13 protein-coding genes are annotated in these 15,838 nt (G+C 71.1%); 8 read left to right on the top strand and 5 right to left on the bottom strand.

All coding sequences use genetic code 11. The annotated features are described in order from the left end of the window. Nucleotides 1–147: 147 nt before the first annotated feature. From ACF1B9_RS20950 to ACF1B9_RS20925, 6 genes are all read left to right on the top strand, one after another. Nucleotides 148–1,413, top strand: a complete 1,266-nt coding sequence (locus tag ACF1B9_RS20950; RefSeq protein WP_391746719.1) for an MFS transporter — start codon at nucleotides 148–150, stop codon at nucleotides 1,411–1,413. Between the two features lie 71 nt (nucleotides 1,414–1,484). Continuing rightward, nucleotides 1,485–2,045 carry a YbjN domain-containing protein gene (locus ACF1B9_RS20945; RefSeq protein ID WP_391746718.1) on the top strand — a complete coding sequence of 187 codons (561 nt, stop codon included), beginning with the start codon at nucleotides 1,485–1,487 and terminating at the stop codon, nucleotides 2,043–2,045. A gap of 208 nt (nucleotides 2,046–2,253) precedes the next feature. Next, nucleotides 2,254–2,553, top strand: coding sequence for a WXG100 family type VII secretion target (locus tag ACF1B9_RS20940; RefSeq protein ID WP_391744469.1), 300 nt, complete (start codon nucleotides 2,254–2,256; stop codon nucleotides 2,551–2,553). Between the two features lie 69 nt (nucleotides 2,554–2,622). After that, on the top strand, nucleotides 2,623–2,919 hold the full coding sequence (locus tag ACF1B9_RS20935) for a hypothetical protein (RefSeq protein ID WP_391744470.1): 297 nt from the start codon (nucleotides 2,623–2,625) through the stop codon (nucleotides 2,917–2,919). A 31-nt stretch (nucleotides 2,920–2,950) separates the two neighbouring features. Continuing rightward, nucleotides 2,951–3,649: a hypothetical protein gene (locus tag ACF1B9_RS20930; protein ID WP_391744472.1), complete on the top strand. Its 699-nt coding sequence runs from the start codon at nucleotides 2,951–2,953 to the stop codon at nucleotides 3,647–3,649. Nucleotides 3,650–3,659: 10 nt separating this feature from the next. Continuing rightward, nucleotides 3,660–4,910, top strand: coding sequence for a hypothetical protein (locus tag ACF1B9_RS20925; protein WP_391744474.1), 1,251 nt, complete (start codon nucleotides 3,660–3,662; stop codon nucleotides 4,908–4,910). Between the two features lie 108 nt (nucleotides 4,911–5,018). Here ACF1B9_RS20925 and ACF1B9_RS20920 read toward each other — a convergent pair whose 3' ends face one another. After that, on the bottom strand, nucleotides 5,019–9,401 hold the full coding sequence (locus ACF1B9_RS20920; protein ID WP_391744624.1) for an FtsK/SpoIIIE domain-containing protein: 4,383 nt from the start codon (nucleotides 9,399–9,401) through the stop codon (nucleotides 5,019–5,021). Between the two features lie 243 nt (nucleotides 9,402–9,644). Here ACF1B9_RS20920 and ACF1B9_RS20915 point away from each other — a divergent pair, with 243 nt between their 5' ends. After that, nucleotides 9,645–10,586: a hypothetical protein gene (locus tag ACF1B9_RS20915; RefSeq protein ID WP_391744476.1), complete on the top strand. Its 942-nt coding sequence runs from the start codon at nucleotides 9,645–9,647 to the stop codon at nucleotides 10,584–10,586. 85 nt (nucleotides 10,587–10,671) lie between these two features. Here ACF1B9_RS20915 and ACF1B9_RS20910 read toward each other — a convergent pair whose 3' ends face one another. From ACF1B9_RS20910 to ACF1B9_RS20895, 4 genes are all read right to left on the bottom strand, one after another. Continuing rightward, nucleotides 10,672–11,256 carry a sigma-70 family RNA polymerase sigma factor gene (locus ACF1B9_RS20910; RefSeq protein ID WP_391744478.1) on the bottom strand — a complete coding sequence of 195 codons (585 nt, stop codon included), beginning with the start codon at nucleotides 11,254–11,256 and terminating at the stop codon, nucleotides 10,672–10,674. A 142-nt stretch (nucleotides 11,257–11,398) separates the two neighbouring features. Continuing rightward, complete coding sequence (locus tag ACF1B9_RS20905) at nucleotides 11,399–12,169, bottom strand: LamG domain-containing protein (RefSeq protein ID WP_391744479.1); 771 nt, start codon at nucleotides 12,167–12,169, stop codon at nucleotides 11,399–11,401. A 360-nt stretch (nucleotides 12,170–12,529) separates the two neighbouring features. Further along, the gene (locus ACF1B9_RS20900; RefSeq protein WP_391744481.1) at nucleotides 12,530–13,063 is read right to left on the bottom strand and encodes a hypothetical protein; all 534 of its coding nucleotides are present in this window, start codon (nucleotides 13,061–13,063) and stop codon (nucleotides 12,530–12,532) included. Nucleotides 13,064–13,228: 165 nt separating this feature from the next. Continuing rightward, the gene (locus tag ACF1B9_RS20895) at nucleotides 13,229–14,398 is read right to left on the bottom strand and encodes a pyridoxal phosphate-dependent aminotransferase (protein ID WP_391744483.1); all 1,170 of its coding nucleotides are present in this window, start codon (nucleotides 14,396–14,398) and stop codon (nucleotides 13,229–13,231) included. A gap of 873 nt (nucleotides 14,399–15,271) precedes the next feature. Here ACF1B9_RS20895 and ACF1B9_RS20890 point away from each other — a divergent pair. Further along, a complete protein-coding gene (locus ACF1B9_RS20890; protein ID WP_391744484.1) occupies nucleotides 15,272–15,793 on the top strand; it encodes a DUF2617 family protein in 522 nt (173 codons plus the stop codon). Nucleotides 15,794–15,838: the final 45 nt, after the last annotated feature.

The following is a 15,838-nucleotide window of genomic DNA, read 5'->3' as shown; positions in this document are numbered from 1 at the left end:
CGCCCGCCTCTGACAAGGGGCGTCCGCTCGGGCACCCGAAGCGCCCGCCCAGGGGTGTGCGAGTAATCAGGACACCTCGGGTGGCCCGTCGTGACCTGCCCGCAAGGAGGATTAGAGGCCGAATTCGGCAGCCGGTAGCGTGCCCGCATGAACGAGCAGATAGGCGATGAGATAAAACCGGGGCCCAAAAACCCCAGATCTGACAATCTCTTTCACCTTGGCGAATTCCGTACCCTTTGGGCTGCTTATGCTCAGTCGATCCTGGGTGACCAGTTGGCACGCGTGGCCCTGTCATTGCTCGTGTTCGAACGCACCGACTCGCCAGGATGGACCGCGGCGACGTATGCGCTGACCACCTTGCCCGCTCTGCTGTCCGGGGTGCTCCTGTCCGGCCTGGCGGACCGATTCCCCCGGCGTACGGTCATGATCGGATGCGACCTGGTGCGGATGGTGCTGGTCGGGCTGATGGCCCTGCCCGGGACGCCGTTGCCGCTGCTGGCCGGGCTGCTGGTGCTGGCGCAACTGGCCGAGGCACCCTTCGGCGCTGCGCAGGGCGCACTGCTGCCGACCGTGCTCGGCGAGCAGAGGTACGAACGTGGCCAGCGGGTCATGCAGATCACTCACCAGGTCGGACAGCTGGTCGGCTTCGCCGGTGGAGGTGTGCTGGCCGCGTGGCTGGGCAGTCACCTCTCGCTGGGCGTGAACGCGGTGACGTTCCTTCTCTCGGCGATCCTGGTCAGGTTCGGCGTGAAGGCCCGCCCCGCGGCGAGTGCCGACGACAAGAAGACGCGGCTCGGCGCCCAGGTCGGCGATGCGGCCGTGCTGATCTGGTCGGACCGCAGGCTGCGGTCGCTGCTCGCGCTGGGGTGGCTGGCGGGGTTCGTCGTCCTGCCGGAAGGGCTGGCCGCCCCCTTCGCGGACGAGGCCGGCGGCGGCGCCTCCTCGGTGGGACTCCTGCTTGCCGCGCATCCGGCGGGAATGGTGTTGGGGGCAGCGCTTCTGGGGCGGGCCCAGGTCGGGGACGAGCGGCGGCGCCGCCTGCTCGGGCCGTTGGCGATCGGCGCGAATCTTCCGCTGCTCGTCTACTGGCTCGGCCCCGGCGTAGGCGTGGCCGTACTCCTGTTGCTGGTGTCGGGGGTGTGCTCCGCCTATCAGATCACCGCCGGGGCCACCTTCGTGCTCCTCACCCCGGCCGGCCGGCGTGGCCAGGCGCTGGGGCTCGCAAGGTCGGGGCTCATCGCCATGCAGGGGATCGGTGTCGCCCTGGGGGGCCTGGCAGCGGAGCTGTCCGGGTCGTCGGCGAACACCATCGGCGCGTCCGGACTCCTCGGAGTGCTGTGCGCGATCCCGGTCGCCGTTGCCTGGTCACGGGTGCGGGAAGCAGATGCGGGGACGATTCCCCGGAGGGCGTAGACCCCCTGGCGGCGAAACGCGGCTAGGGTCGTCGGCAGGAAACCACGTGCGATCCACAGGAGTACCCAGCGATGTCTATCGATCCGTCCTCGATTCCGAATTTCGGGGGCCAGCCCGAACCGCAGGCGGCAGGACCCGAGGGCCCCGTTGTCCCTGACCAGGACCTCGTCAAGCAGCTCCTCGAACAGATGGAGCTGAAGTACGTCGTCGACGACGAGGGCGACCTCGCGGCGCCGTGGGAGGACTTCCGCACGTACTTCATGTTCCGCGGTGAGGACGAGCAGCAGGTCTTCTCCGTCCGTACGTTCTACGACCGCCCGCACGCCGCGGACCAGCGCCCGGTCCTCCTCGACGCGATCGACGACTGGAACCGCCGCACCCTGTGGCCCAAGGTCTACACGCACACCCACGAGCCCGAGGAGGGATCCGAGGAGACCGAGGTCTCGGTCCGTCTGATCGGTGAGGCGCAGATGCTCATCGGTACGGGCGTCAGCCTGGAGCACTTCGTCTCGTCGACGGTCAGCTGGGTCCGCGCCTCGATCGAGTTCGACAAGTGGCTGCAGGAGCGTCTGGGCCTGACGCCCGCCGAGGAGAGGACGGACGGCGACGAGCCGGCCGCTCCGGACGCCTGAGTCCCGTACGGCAGCGACACCCCGGCCCGGGGCGGCGGTCTCCACGACCGCCGCCCCGGGCCGGTCCGCGTTCCGCCGGCAGGCGCAGCGGCCCACCACTTTCGTCACTGTTCCGCAACAGGCATGAACCGCCCCGCGGGGTGCCCCGTACAGCCCGGTGTGCGCGGCTCAGCGACCGCGGCGACCCGAGACGAGAGAAGGAACCGACATGGCCGGCGGCAACATCAAGATCAGCCCGGAAGAGATGCGGGAGGCGTCGGTCTGGCTGCAGAACCAGAAGGACCTGATGCAGCAGAGCCTCCACGAGGCCAACACCAAGATGGACGAGATGGTCGAGGCGGCCTACGCGACGCCGGGTTCCGAGAGCAAGTTCCGTCCGTTCTGGGAGGAGTACAAGAACGGCACCGAAAAGGCGATCGAGGGCCTGCAGGGCGTCAGCGAGTTCATCAAGCAGGTCGCCGACGCGTTCGTCGACACCGACGACCAGACGTCCGGCTCCATCGGCTGACGTGCCCTCGTGCCCGGTCCCGCCCTTCTGCGGCGGGACCGGGCGGCGTCGGCCGGAGAGGAGGAACCGATGACCCGCATCAGCGTCCCCCTTGAGGACCTGAACGAGACGGTCAAGTCACTTGAGGACATCGGAGAGCGGATCAACAACACCGCGCGGCTCAGCGACGTCGGATCGAAGGACGATGTGGGCGATTCGAAGCTCGCGGACTCCCTCGCCGACTTCGACCACGCATGGGGCAAGGGCCACGAGAAGGTGCAGGACAACGTGAAGGTCTTCTCCGAGAACACGAAGAAGATCTCCGATGCCTTCACACAGACGGACGACGAGACCGTCAAGGTGCTCGACGACTCCAAGAAGACCTGACGAGAGCCTGCCGGCAGAAGGGACATGCGTCATGACGCATCCGGTCACGGACCGGGCTACGGGGGCGCCCGCGCACTACAAGCTGCGCTACCCCGGCTCCTGGTGGCATCTGGACCTCGACCCGAGCACCCGGGACGCGTCCATCCGCCGCCGTATCGAGCACCAGGCGAAGGGGGTTCCGCAGCTCTCCCGCGAGCGGCTCGACGGCCTGATCCGCGACACCCGCCGGACCGCCCGCGAGGCCTACGCCCGGGGGGCGCTCCAGGCGGCGGGGATGGTCAGGTTCCCGGGCGGGGACGCGATGCTCAGCGCCACGTCCGTCGTGCTGCGGATGCCCGTGCCGGAGGACCAGTCGGCGGATCTGGCCGAGGTGCTGTTCGGGGCGAGCATGCAGGCCGGGGACCCGCAGAGCAGCGGGTACCCGCCGCGCGAGGTGGATCTGCTGGAGCTTCCGGGCGTCGGACCGGTCGGGCGAATCGCCTCGATCGAGGACATCGACTACAAGGGCACGCCGGTGCGTACGGCGCTGCTGCACACGCTGTTCCCGATCCCGAACCGCCGGGAATACCTGCTGGTCTCCAGCTCCACGCCCAACGTGGAGCTCAAGGACCAGTTCTTCGAGGTGTTCGACGCCATCGCGGGGACGCTGCGCTTCGTGGAAGTCAAGAACAAGGGCACGGCTGTGCCGGCCGCACAGAGCCCGCAGGGCACGGACGAGAACGGAAAGTGAGGGCGCGGCAATGGCGCGGCCAGCGGTGTCCGACTGGGAGACGGTCTTCGGGTTCTCGGACGACCCGACGCCGGGCGATGCGGAGATGCTCGCGAAGCTCGCGGGCCAGTACCGGTCCGTCGCCGACGACGCGGACCAGGCGCTCCCCATCGTCAGCGGCCTGAAGAACAGCCAGCTCGGCGAGGGCAAGGCCATGGACAAACTCCGGCACAAGCTCGGAGACCTGGCCAATCAGGTGGAGAAGCTGCACAGTTCGTACGACAAGGCGGCCCGCGCGCTGGACACGTACGCCGACCAGCTGGGGGACCATCAGCGCAAGGCCGACAACGCCCTGGTCGAGGGACGGGACGCCAAGGAGCGGCTGCAGCGGGCCACCGATGCCGCCGCCGCGGCGGGGTCCGTGATCAGCGGCCTGGACGCGGCGGACCCGCCCCCGCCGGACGACGAGGCGGCCCGGCGCAGTGCGCGGCAGGCCATGGAGAACGCCCGGCACGACCAGTCCGCGGCGCAGGGGGACGTCGACAGCGCCCAGCGGGATCTCGACGCCGCCCGCATGCTCGCCGAGGACGCGCGGGAGCTGCGCGAGACGGACGCCTCGACGGCCGCCCGCGCCCTGGACGAGGCGACGAGCGAGGCGGTCCCGGGCAAGAGCCTGTGGGAGAAGATCAAGGACATCTTCAAGAAGGTGCTCGGCTTCATCAGCGCCGCCCTGGGCATCATCGCCATGCTCATCCCCGGATTGCAGGGCCTGGGGCTCATCCTGACGATCGCCAGTCTGGTCACCGCTGCCATCCCCTTCATCATGAATATCGTCGACAGTATTCAGTCGGGTGAGTGGGATGTGCTCGACATGGTCCTCAGCGGCCTGGGGCTGGTGCTCGGCGGCGTCGGCCTGATCAAGATCGCCAATCTGGGCGGGATCGCGAACACTCTCAAAACCGTCACGAGCGACCTCAAGGCGATCCAGATCAACATCAAGAGCGTGATCCCCACCATCAAGTCGTTCACCGGGTTCAAGAACCCGGGCGACCTGGTCGCGAACCTGCTGAAGAACATGCCCGGTGGCGTGCTGAAGACACCGGACATCCTGAAGCAGCTGCCGGGCCTCACCAACATCTGGACGAAGACGGCGGGGTGGATCGATCAGAGCTCGAACCTCATCGGACTGGCCGGCCTCGCCTGGGCGATCAACGGCGCCGTCCCCAACGGGACGACGAGCACGATCAAGCACGACCCCAGCTACGTGGAGGGATCGACCTGATCCGGCCGCGTCCGGTCATGCGTGAGGGCTCCCGCCCCGGCCGTCGCCGGGGCGGGAGCCCTCTGCCGTGGGACCTCAGAGCCGGTGTCGGAATCCCCGCACAGGCGCTCAGCTCCCGGCCGGCGGAAGCACCGTCTCCGGGACCTGGACGGTGCGCAGCACGCCGTCGCCCAGGTGCAGGATCGCCCGCCCCGGGCGGGTCGCGCCCAGGCGGCTGCGGGGCACCTTGACGCCGATCAGTTCGCCGTCGCTCATGTTCTGCGGCTTCAGCAGCAGACCGCACCGGTTGCGGCGGGCCTCGGTGTGCCAGCCGGAGAAGCCGGAGGAGAGCCGGTCGGTCTGCCCGGAGATCACCAGGCCCCGGCCGTTCTCGGCACCGGACTTGGCGATCTGGGTGAGGACGGGCTCGGCCTTCGTCTTCAGCAACAGGTCGGCGTCGTCCAGGATCACCACGGCCCCCTCCGGCGAGGACGCCAGCGCCTCCTCCAGCGCGGTGGGGTCGATGTCGGACTCGTCGAAGACCGCGAGCACCCCGGGCCGTCCGGCGAGTTGGCGCAGCTGCGACCTGGCGGGCGCGCCGACGACGATCGGCGTCCCGGTCGACAGCAGCGACAGTGCCAGCGTCGCCAGGACGGTGCTGCGGCCGGAGCGGGCGGGCCCGGCGACGAGGAAGGTCGACGTAATGGCGAAGTCCGGCCCGGACGCGGTGAGTTCGTCGCCGCCGACACCGGACAGGGCCCACCGTGCGGACGGCAGCGGCTGCGGCACGTACCGGACCGCCTCCTCCCAGGTGAGCCGGTCGGGCAGGATGTCGACGCGGAACGGCCGGGTGGAGTCCGGCAGCCGGGCCGCCCGCTCGCGGCAGGACTTGGCGATCTGCTGGAGCGCCACGGCCTGCGCCTGGCCTTCCGGGTTGTCCGTGAGGAGCGCGATCTGCACCTCCGCCTTGTCGGCGGCACGGAACGCGCGGCCCGGCGGGATCTCGTCCGGCACGTTGCGCTGGGTGATGCCGATCATCCCGTACTCGGACTTCTCGTTCAGCTTCAGCACGAGCTTGTCCTCGGTGGAGCCGTTGACCCGGCTGGAGAACAGCGCCCGGTCACCGGTCATCACCAGGTGGATGCCGACGCTCGCGCCGTCCCGGAGCAGGGTCAGCACGGAGCTCAGCAGGTTCCCGGAGTCGTACTCGCCGAGCTGCTTGTCGAAGACCTCCCACCGGTCGATGAACAGCACGATGTGCGGCGGCCGTTCGGCCTCCGGCAGGCCGCGGCGGAGCTCCGGCAGGTCGGCGCTGCCGCGGGCGGCGAGCATCTCCTGACGCTGAGTCAGCTCCCCGGATAGCCGGGCGAGCAGCCGGGCCACGCGGTCGGGCTGGGAGCGCTGGGTGATGGCCCCGCAGTGCGGCAGCCCCTCGATGGGCAGCAGCGCGCCGTTGCCGCAGTCGATGCCGTACATGTGCAGCCGGTCCGGGGAATGGGCGGAGGCCAGGGTGCCGGCGATGGTGCGCAGTGTCTGCGACCTGCCCTGCCGGGGCGAGCCGATGATGTGCAGGTGCCCGAGCGTCGCCGGGTCGATCACCAGGGGCAGCCGGGCCTGTTGCGCGGGCAGGTCCACCACGCCGTACGCGACGGGCGCGAGGTCGTAGTCCGAGGGCGGGGGGGCCGGCAGTTCGCCGGTGACCAGTACCTCGGGCAGCGGCGGGAGCCAGGGGCTGTGCTGCGCGGGGATGCCCATCTCCCGGTCCGCTTCGCGGATCGCCGTGACGAGCCCGGTGAGGTCGGTCTCCACCTCGGCGGGTACGGCCGCGCCGCGGGGCCGCGCTGGGAGCGGCTCGCCGAGCCGTTCCCAGCCGACCGTCACCGCCCAGGGGGCCGGCAGCGAGGTCGCCGCGGCACCGGGCCGACGGCCGCCGACCCGTCCGGACTGGAACGGCACGAGGGAGTTCTGGCCCAGGCGCACATAGGCGCGACCGGGGGTGCCCTGCGAGATCCCGGCGGCCTCGGGGGAGTTGAGGACGTCCGTGCTCTCACCGGCGTCCGTCACCCGCAGCGCGATGCGCAGGTTGGTGTTGGCGCGGATCTCCGAGGAGACGACGCCGCTGGGGCGCTGCGTCGCCAGGATCAGGTGGATGCCGAGGCTGCGGCCCCGCTGGGCGATGTTGACCAGACCCTTCACGAAGTCCGGCAGGTCGCGCACCATCGAGGCGAACTCGTCGATGACGATGAGCAGCCGGGGCATCGGCGCGCGGCCCGCCGGGTTGCGTTCCAGCAGCTCGACGTAGTCCTCGATGTCCTTGGCGCCGGCTGCGGCGAGGATGTGCTCGCGCCGGGTGAGTTCCGCCGTCAGCGACACCAGGGCCCGCTCGACGAGGTGGGCGTCGAGGTCGGTGACCATGCCGACGGTGTGCGGCAGGTCGACGCAGTCCTTGAACGCGGAGCCGCCCTTGTAGTCGACCAGGACGAACGTCATCGCGTCCGGACGGTTCGCCACCGCGAGCGAGGCGACCAGCGTCTGGAGGAGTTCGGACTTGCCGGAGCCGGTGGTGCCGGCGACCAGCCCGTGCGGGCCGTCGCGCCGCAGGTCCAGGTGGAACGGGCCGTCCAGGGAGACGCCGACGGCCGCCCGGGTCGAGCGGCCCCCCGCCGTCCAGCGCGCCCGGATGGCGGCGGCCTGCGGCGGGTCGAGGGCGAGGACGTCGAGCAGCCGCGCGGAGCCGGGAAGCACCGCGGCCTCCTCGTCGGCCCCGCCCGGGTCCCGCAGCGGGCCCATCGCGCGGGCCAGTGAACGGCACCAGTCCAGGGACACCGCGTCGGGCCGGATGCCCCCGACGGTGCCCCTCCCGGAGCGTCCCACCCGTACGGTTCCGCCGGGCTCCTCGGCGACGACGGCGTGGCACTCCTCGGGCAGCAGCCGCTCCTCGGCGTCCAGGCAGACCGCGCGGACGCCGACGGCCGGTCCGTCGCGCAGGATCTGCGCGACGCCGGGCAGCGAACGCAGCCTGCGGGCTCCGTCGAGGATGACGAGCACGTCGGGCCCGGCGGGCCGGTTCCGCCGGTCCTCCCGTCCGGCGCGCTCGACGATCAGTGCGGTGAGTTCGGCGACCCGCCGGGCGCAGGTCTCCGTGCCGTAGCCGATGCTGGCCGGGGTGTCGCCGGACTTCTTGCGCACATGCGGCAGCCAGCGCAGCCAGGACCAGCCGTCCCGGCCCCGTTCGCCGGTCGTCAGCAGATGGATCTGGAGGTCGCGGGGGCTGTGCAGGACGGCGGCCTGGGCGACCGCCCAGCGCGCCACGGCGCGCGCGGCCGGGCCCTCGCCGGCGATGCCCAGGACGTCGTGCTCCCGCAGCGGAACGGTCACCGGGACGTCGTACGCGGTCCGCGGGTCCTCGCGGCGGTGTTCGTCCTTCGTCGGGTCCTGGAGCACCACGTCGGAGGCCAGATCGGCGGTTCCGATGCGCAGTTCGAGGAAGTCGGCGTCGGAGGTGCGGCGTTCCCACAGGCGGCGCCGGGGGCCGACGGCGGTCAGGACGACCTCGGCCGGGTCCGGGAAACCGCGGCGCCGGGCGGTGCGTTCGGCCGCCAGGGCCTTCGCCGCGTCGCCCTCGATGCGTGCCTTTTTCTCCTCGTAGGCGGCGACACTGCCGGAGTGGGTCTGGCGCCCGCTGCGCCGGCTCATCAGATAGTTGCCGAGGATTGCGACCGGGGAGAGCAGCCCGAACAGCAGCATCGACATACGGCCGAAGATCAGCGCCCCGGCCCCCGCCATCACCAGCGGGGCCGCCGCGGTGATCCACGGGAGCGGCCGGGCGGCGGGCGGGGCGGGCGGGGAGGGCAGGGTGAAGCGGGTGGCGTTCTCGGCCGGCCGCAGCCGTGGCGGCCGGTTGTAGTCCCAGCCGGTGCCGTCCTCCGACGGCTGCACGGCCGCGTCCGGCTTCTGCGGGAGGGCGAGTTCGAGCAGGCTGTCTCCGACGAGGAGCTGTGCGCCGGCCGGCCAGGCGGTCGCCTCGTCGAGGTCCTCGCGGTCCAGTTGCAGGGTGCCGCCGCCCGGCGCGGAGGCGTCGGGCGCGATACGGCAGCGTCCTTGGGGTCCCACCGCCAGGACGGCGAACGGACGGTCCGGTACGGCACGCAGCACCTGGGCGGTCCCGTCGTGGGCCAGCCCGATCCGGTACTCGCCCATGTCGAGCCGGTGCACGGCGCCCGCGCCGGTCCCGCCGACCGCACGGATCTCCACCAGCCCGTCCGGTTCGGCCGACACGGTGCCCGCCGGGCGGCCCAGGCCCACGATGGCCGCATGGTGCACGGGCGCGTCTCGCAGCCGCATATCGGCGGGCAGCAGCCGGTCGCCGGCGTACAGGCCGAGGCCCTCCGGGGGCCGGTGGACGCCTCCCGCCCCGGCCAGCGCCTCCGCGACAGCCCGCACGGGCGTGTCGGGGTCGGCGTCGAGGTGGACGTCGAACGCGTCACCGCCCTCCTCGACCACGGTCAACATCAACGACACGAGAACGTCCTCCAGCCGGCGTGAATGGGGGGCCTCGGCAGCCGCACTCGGCGGCTCCCGTGCCACTGACGGGACCTACGGCGCCGGTACGCGGATGGTTCACCCGGCGCACCGGTGAACCATCCGCGGACGGGCGCCGTAGTGGCCATCGGGTGCACGGCGCAGCGACTGTGCCGCCCTCGTCCTCGACCGTCCCGGCTCCGCCGCCGGGGCGTCCCGACAAGGAGTCAGAAGATGATCTGGTACGTCCTGGCCGTGGTGCTGGGGCTGGCGCTGATCGGGGCGGTGGCCGCGCTGATCGTCACCGAGCGACGGCCCCGCCCGCCGAAGCCCGTCGCCGCCTCGGTGGCCGTCGTGGGCCGGGAGGCGCTGGACGTGGTCAACGCGGGCTTGCGCCGGCTGACGGGCGAATGCCTGCGCTCCGGCCGGTCGCTGCCCGACCTGTACGCCGTCGTCTACTCCGAGGAGCGGCTCGCACTGCTGCTGGCCGGGGCCGAGGAGGCCGCCCCCGCGCCCTGGACCGTAGAGGCGGACGGCGAGCGCTGGACGATCTCGCCCGACGATCTGCACCGCCCCGGCCCGGAGGGCGAACCGGCCCTGTCGTACGCGCTGACGGTGACGGTGGGCCTGGACGGACCCGACCGCGTGCTGGTCGACCTCTCCCGGGCGGCGGGGCCCGTCTCGGTGACGGGTCCGGACGAGGAGGTGCGCAGCCTGGTGCGGGCCATCGTCACCGAGGCGCTCGCCGGCCCGGTGGGGGCGCTCGCCGAGGTCACGCTGGTGGGATCCCTGGCCGGCGGCCGGTTCCTTTCCGGCGACGAGCCGTGGACCTCGCGTCTGCACGACGCGGCCAGCCTGGAGGAGGCGTTCGCCACCGTGGCGTCGGCGGGCACGGGGGCGCCGGAGCCCGGCTCGCCCGACGTCACCCAGATCTACCGGCTGATCGAGGGGAGCAGCCGGATCGCCGTTCAGGGCGAGGCGCCGCATCTGTTCGTCGTGGACGCCTCGCAACTCCCGCGACGGGAGGGGGCACTGGCCGGTCTGCGGCGCGGGGACGCGCTGCTAGTGGTCGGCGAGGCACCCACGGGGTGGCGCTGGCGTGTCGGTGCGGGTGGATCGCTCGACACCGGGCCGCTCGGCCTGGAGATCACCCGGCACGTGGGACGTCTGGCATGAGAGAGCCCGGCGGTAGGCAGCGGGGGTGAAGGTGCGTGCCCCAGCCCGGCGACGCCGCGAAGCCTACTGTTGGGCCCTCTAAGTGTCATCCGGCCTCGCGGTACAGGCCGGCCGCGTACAGCCCGCGGCTGTGCAGTGCCTCGCGCAGGGCGCGGGCGGCGTAGAACGTCCGGGACTTGACCGTGCCCGGCGGCACGCCGAGGACCTCGGCCGTCTGGTTGACGCTGCGTCCCAGGTAGTGCACGTGCAGCAGGACCTCGCGCTGTGCCGGCCGCAGGTCTCGCAACGCGTCGATGAGCACCTGGGAGGTGAGCATGTGGTCCACGCCGTCGGACACCGGCAGGTGGGCGAGTTCGGGGTCACCGGTCTCCGGTGGTCTGGCCTGGCGGGCCCGGTGGCCGTCGATGACCAGATTGCGCAGCGCGGTGAACAGCCAGGGCCGCACCGAATCCGTGGTCGGGTCGAGTTCCTCGGCGTGCCGCCAGGCGCGTATCGCGACTTCCTGGAGGACATCCTCGGCGCGGTGCCAGTCGCCCTCCAGCCGCCGTGCGGCGAACTGCAGCAACGCGCTGCCGTGGAAGTGGTAGAGCGCTCTGAGGAACTCGTCGGGGCGGGGTTCCGCGGCACGGGGGCCAGGAATGAGGTCTTCGGTCGCAGCGCTGGCCGACAAGGGCCTTTCCTCTCCGGTCGTCTGTAGGCAAGACGGGTTCCGCCGGCTGCGGGACAACCGGCAGACGCCGCCGCGAGCCGCCGTGCACCCGTGCGGCGCCCGTCAGGCTGCGGCGGCGGTGAACTCGCCCCGTCAGCGCCGGTCAGCCCGGTTCGCGAGAGGAAAGCGAGGCCACCTCACGGGACGTCAACTCCCGGTCATAGACATGTACGTCGGCGATGTCACCGTTCCAGTAGTCGGTCGCCTTCCCCCCGAACTTGGCGCGTCCGATCACCACAGTGCCAGTGGGCTTCACGCTGTTGGTAGCCACCTTGGTTCCCGCGAGCCGGCCGTCCACGTAGAGCTGCATTCGGTGGTCCTTCTGACTGTACGTGCCGGTCAGGTGGTACCAGCGGCCGGGCTGCGGCTTCTCGGGCGTCTCCGCGACCGTACGGGTACCGAAGAAACTGAAGGCGAAGTTCCCGTCCTGGTCGGAGTGCTGGAGGAAGAACGTGCTGATCCCGTCGCCGTCCTGGGACACGGCGGTGCGCATGCCGGTCATGCCCTGGGGGGTGAGGCGCACCCGCGCGGCGACCGAGTAGTCCTTGCCCACGGTGTCGAGCCGGGTGTTGGAGTCCGCATATCCGCTGGTGCCGTCCAGATGCAAGGCGCCGCCCTTGGGGCCGTCGGTCCACTGCGTGCCGCCGCTGACCACGGCGTCTTGCGCGCCGGCCTTCGCGGTGCCGGACTGGTGCAGGGGCCACCAGCCGAGGCCCTGCAGCGACTCGGCGTCGTCGGTCGGGCTCGACGCGGCCGGTTTCGCCTCGGCCCTTTCCTTCCCGGAGTCCTGGCCGCGCACCAGTTGGACGACGACGAAGGCCAGCGCGACGGTCAATACGGTGATCGTGGTGATGAGCGGCCATCTGCGCGTCATGAATGTCCTCAGGAGGTGCGGCATAAATGTGTCACCGGTGATTACGCGTCAGGTCCGGAAGTGGTTCGATGCGCACGTGAGTTGTGACAGACATGCGAGACAGCGGACCTGACCGCCCCTGGAGGTGCGCCGCGTGCGCCCGTGCGCCGGGAGATGCGGTGACGCCTTGTCCGGGGCAGCGGAACATGGGGAGTTGCGGCGTTCCGGCGGCGCGGGCGATGGTTCAGCCCGGCCTCGGCGATCGGTGCCCAGGCCGCTCGGAACCGCCTGACTCGGCTGAGTTGCACGGGAGTTCACGACGGCGCCCGACAGATTCGTCCACGCCCTGTTGCTGAACGCGGTTCCGCGTTGCTGGGCTGATCAGTCGGCCTTGGTGTACGTGAGCTGTTCGCCGGTGTCCGTGTTCCCGCGGCTCAGGGAGCCGTTCGGGAGCAGGGTGAGTGTGGTGGGTTTGCCCGCGGTGCAGGACGACATGGGTTCGCCGACGGTGACGGTGGAAGGGCCGACCTCGACGGGGCCGCTCGGGGTCGGTTCCGAGGCCAGGTCCGCCTTGAAGACGCAGTGGTAGGAGCCGCCGTTGTCGAGCGGGCCGTCCGCGGTGAGGGTGAGGACGGACTGGCCCACCGTGCCCTGCTGGATGACGAGTTGCCGGGTGGAGTGGCCCGAGGGGTTGTCGATGGAGCCCGACCAGGTGCCGAGGTAGCCGGCCGGGACGGGGCCGTCGCTGTGCTTCTTGCCGTCGGCCGGGCTCGACGCGGCCGGTTTCGCCCCGGCCGGTTTCGCCGTGGCCTGTTCCTTTCCGGAGTCCTGGCCGCGCACCAGTTGGACGACGACGAAGGCCAGCGCGACGGTCAATACGGTGATCGTGGTGATAAGCAGCCATCTGCGCGTCATGAAGGTCCTCAGGAGGTGCGGCATAAATGTGTCACCGGTGATCACGCGTCCGATCCGGAAGTGGTTCTGTGTGCACGTAAGTTGTGACAGGCCTGTGAGGCGGCGGACCTGTCCGCCCCTGTCAGGTTGCTGTCCGTACTTCATTCGGGATGAAGGGGCGCGGATTCAGGACGCCAGGCGTCGCAGGCGGCCGACCGCCTCCTGGAGGACGTCGTCGCGCTTGCAGAAGGTGAAGCGGACCTGGCTGCGGCCGGCGTCGGGGGTGTCGTAGAAGACGGAGTTGGGGACGGCGACGACACCGCAGCGTTCGGGGAGGGCGCGGCAGAAGGCGTAGGCGTCCTTCTCGCCGAAGGGGGAGATGTCCGTGGTGATGAAGTACGTGCCCTGGGGTTCGTAGACCTCGAACCCGGCCGCGCGCAGCCCGCCGCCGAGCAGATCGCGCTTGCGTCGCAGGTCGGCGCGGAAGCCGTCGAAGTACGTGTCCGGCAGGCGCAGCGCTTCGGCGATCGCGTACTGGAAGGGGCCCGCGCTGACGTAGGTCAGGTACTGCTTGGCCGTCCGGACGGCGGCGACGAGCGGGGCGTCCGCCGTGACCCAGCCGACCTTCCATCCGGTGTACGAGAAGGTCTTGCCGGCGGACGAGATGGAGACGGTGCGCTCCCGCATGCCGGGCAGGGCCGCGATGGGGCGGTGCGCGCCCTCATAGACCAGGTGTTCGTACACCTCGTCGGTGACGACGAGCAGGTCGTGTTCGACGGCGAGTGCGGCGATGGTGCTCTGTTCTTCGGCGGTGAGGACCATCCCGGTCGGGTTGTGGGGGGTGTTGAGGAGAAGGAGACGGGTCCGCGGGGTGATTTTGGCGCGCAGCTCGTCCAGGTCCGGGCGGAAGGACGGCGCGCGCAGAGTGAGCGGCACCCGCTCTGCTCCGGCCATCGCGATGCAGGCGGCGTAGGAGTCGTAGAAGGGCTCGAAGGCGATCACCTCGTCGCCCGGTTCGAGGAGGGCGAGCATGGTCGCGGCGATCGCTTCCGTCGCCCCCGCGGTGACCAGGACATCTGTGTCGGGGTCGACGTCCAGGTCGTAGAAGCGCCGCTGGTGGTCGGCGATCGCGGAGCGCAGTTCGGGGACGCCGGGGCCCGGCGGGTACTGGTTGCCGTGTCCGGCGCGCAGGGCCCGGACCGCGGCCTCGCGGATCTCTTCGGGGCCGTCGGTGTCGGGGAAGCCCTGGCCGAGGTTGATGGAGCCGGTCCGTACGGCAAGTGCCGACATCTCCGCGAAGATCGTCGTGCCGAACTCGGCGAGGCGGGGGTTGAGCAGCGGTCGTCCCTGGGTCATGGCCGCCATCCTGCGCCGAAGCTCTGGAGTTGCTCAAGTCTGCTTTGGCCGAACGAGGCCGGGGGCATCCCCCAGTCACGCGGGAAGCGCACGGAAGCGGGGGGACCTCGCTTCGGGGGATCGGAAGGACATGAGGTCGTGGGGACTTTTGTCGGAATGGTGATCGCGGTGGCCGTGATCGGACTGATCGTCTCGCTCATGGCGAGGGCCGGGAACAAGAAGAAGGCGCGCGCACGGAGTGCGCGCCGGGGTGCCGGCGGCGGCAGCGCCGCGGGTGGCAGCTGGTGGGCCGGTGGCGGTGGCGGTAGCAATGGCGGTGGCGGCGGCGGTGGCTCGTCCTGCGGAAGCGTCGGCGGTGACTCCGGCAGTAACTCCGGCAGTAACTCCGGCGGTCATTCGGGCAGTCACTCCGGCGGTCACTCGTGCGGCGGTCATTCCGGGGGGCACTCGTGCGGCGGCGGTCACTCCTCGTGCGGTGGCGGCTCCTCGTGCGGCGGGGGCGGATGCGGCGGAGGCAGCTGACACGGGGCAGCTGATCCGTGACCGGGCAGGCCACATGCCCGGTGCCGGACCCGAGCGGTCCGGTGCCCGACAGGTGCCCGGCGGGTGAACTCCCGCCGGGCACCTTTTTGTTGGGGCTTTCCGCGAGATCCCGGTGAACAGATGAACCGAGGGGCCCCCGAGGGGATGGAAACCACGTCAAGTTGGGTAAAAACACTGTGGACGCGGCTTACTTCGTGATTCCCTCGGTGGAGAGAACTTCCAGCCCTCGGACCTGAGTTGGACCTGATCGGGCGCCTCACCACCTCCCACGTGCAGCACGTCGGAGGCGCCCCCTGTCCATGCGTCCACGCTTGTTTGCGGAGCCGACCCATGCTCACGACCCTCCAGACGGCCTATTCCGACACCCGTGCTGCCGATTTGGCCTGGGCACTGGGGCGCGAACCGCTCCCCGCCCTGGCCGTGCTCGACCTCGATCTCGCGGGTGCCCGACTTCAGATGCGCCTTCTCGGCGCCTCCCATCAGGTGCTGCTCGAGGAGGACCGCGGCACCTGTTCCGAAACCGTGGCGTGCATCCCCGGCAGCAGCACACCGCTGCCGCTGGGTGTCGCCAAGCGGATCGGGGAGTGGGAGTACGAATTCGCGGCGCGCGTCGAGACACTCTCGGCGGGCTCGTTCGCGGGGCGTGCCCAGGAGCTCCTCGCGCTCGTGACCGACCATCCCCATGGCCTCGCCGGGACGTTCCCCGGCAGCCCGCACGCCTTCACCGCCATGCTCGCCCAGCGGGCGGAGGGCCAGGTGCGGTGGCGCACCTGGCACGCGTACCCGCAGGAGGGGCAGTTGGTGGTGACGCGCACCCGGGTGGGCGTGCGGACGCCGGCGGCAGCACTCTGACGCGGCCCCGACTCCGGTGTGAGCACGCCACTCGCACCCTTGTGG

It is taken from the genome of Streptomyces sp. NPDC014727 (genome assembly GCF_043083485.1).
In the GTDB taxonomy this organism is placed as follows: Bacteria; Actinomycetota; Actinomycetes; order Streptomycetales; family Streptomycetaceae; genus Streptomyces.
This window is presented reverse-complemented; position numbering and strand designations above follow the sequence as displayed.